The organism is Pedobacter sp. 05L430 (genome assembly GCF_056397585.1).
The window spans coordinates 1-804 of sequence record NZ_JBFTNT010000586.1; the positions used below are offsets into that span (position 1 = coordinate 1).

Genomic DNA, 804 nt, shown 5'->3' on the forward strand with positions numbered 1-804 from the left:
GTCTTGATCGATGAATCCATTGATAGTTTAAATGTTATAAAAATGATGAATTTGGCCTAAACATATAAAAATGCACTAAGCCTGGAAGTCGTAAGTAACCGGAAAATTCTTTATAGAAAAGTACAATCAATATTGAATTATTGATTGTGTTATAACATGCTGCATTTCCTTTATTATTTGATTCCTGGATAAAAATATGTTTTTTTCAATTAAGGTCAAGCAATTTTTATATTCTCGCCGCTAATGTTACAGAAATAATCAACGAAGAGAGAGTAAAAGCGCCGATTCAAAATAAAATCAAAAAAAGGGCTGCTCTGGATGAACAGCCCTCACGATATTGAGTGCGTTATTAGTAACCTGGATTTTGTTTCAACTCACTATTTCTGTTGATCTCATCACGGCTAAATGGTCTGAAATAAATTTTATCTTCCCATTTGCGATTTTCCTGTGCGGTCTCTACAGTTGGTGTGTATGTATAATCATAAACTGAAGTATCATAATGATAAGGCTCAGACATAGTTTTACCTGCTTTAAAAGTACCGGACACTTTAATGTAAGTCGCTTTCCTACCCAAGGTTGCAGGTGCTATCATCCATCTGCGCGTATCATGATAACGTTGTTCTTCATATACCATTTCAATTCTGCGCTCATGGCGATAAATTTCGGTTAAAACTTCCTTCGAACTACCTGCAATTGCAGGCATTCCTGAACGGAAACGAATACGATTTAACCACAATACAGCCGGAGCGAAATCGCCTAGCTCTATACTGGCTTCAATATAATTCATTACCGCCTCAGTATATC

General features: G+C 35.9%; 1 protein-coding gene. It reads right to left on the bottom strand.

Annotated elements, in window-relative coordinates:
- Positions 1-349 precede the first annotated feature (349 nt).
- The coding region (locus AC1DG9_RS27470; RefSeq protein WP_477635749.1) for a RagB/SusD family nutrient uptake outer membrane protein at positions 350-804 on the bottom strand (455 nt) is incomplete at its 5' end.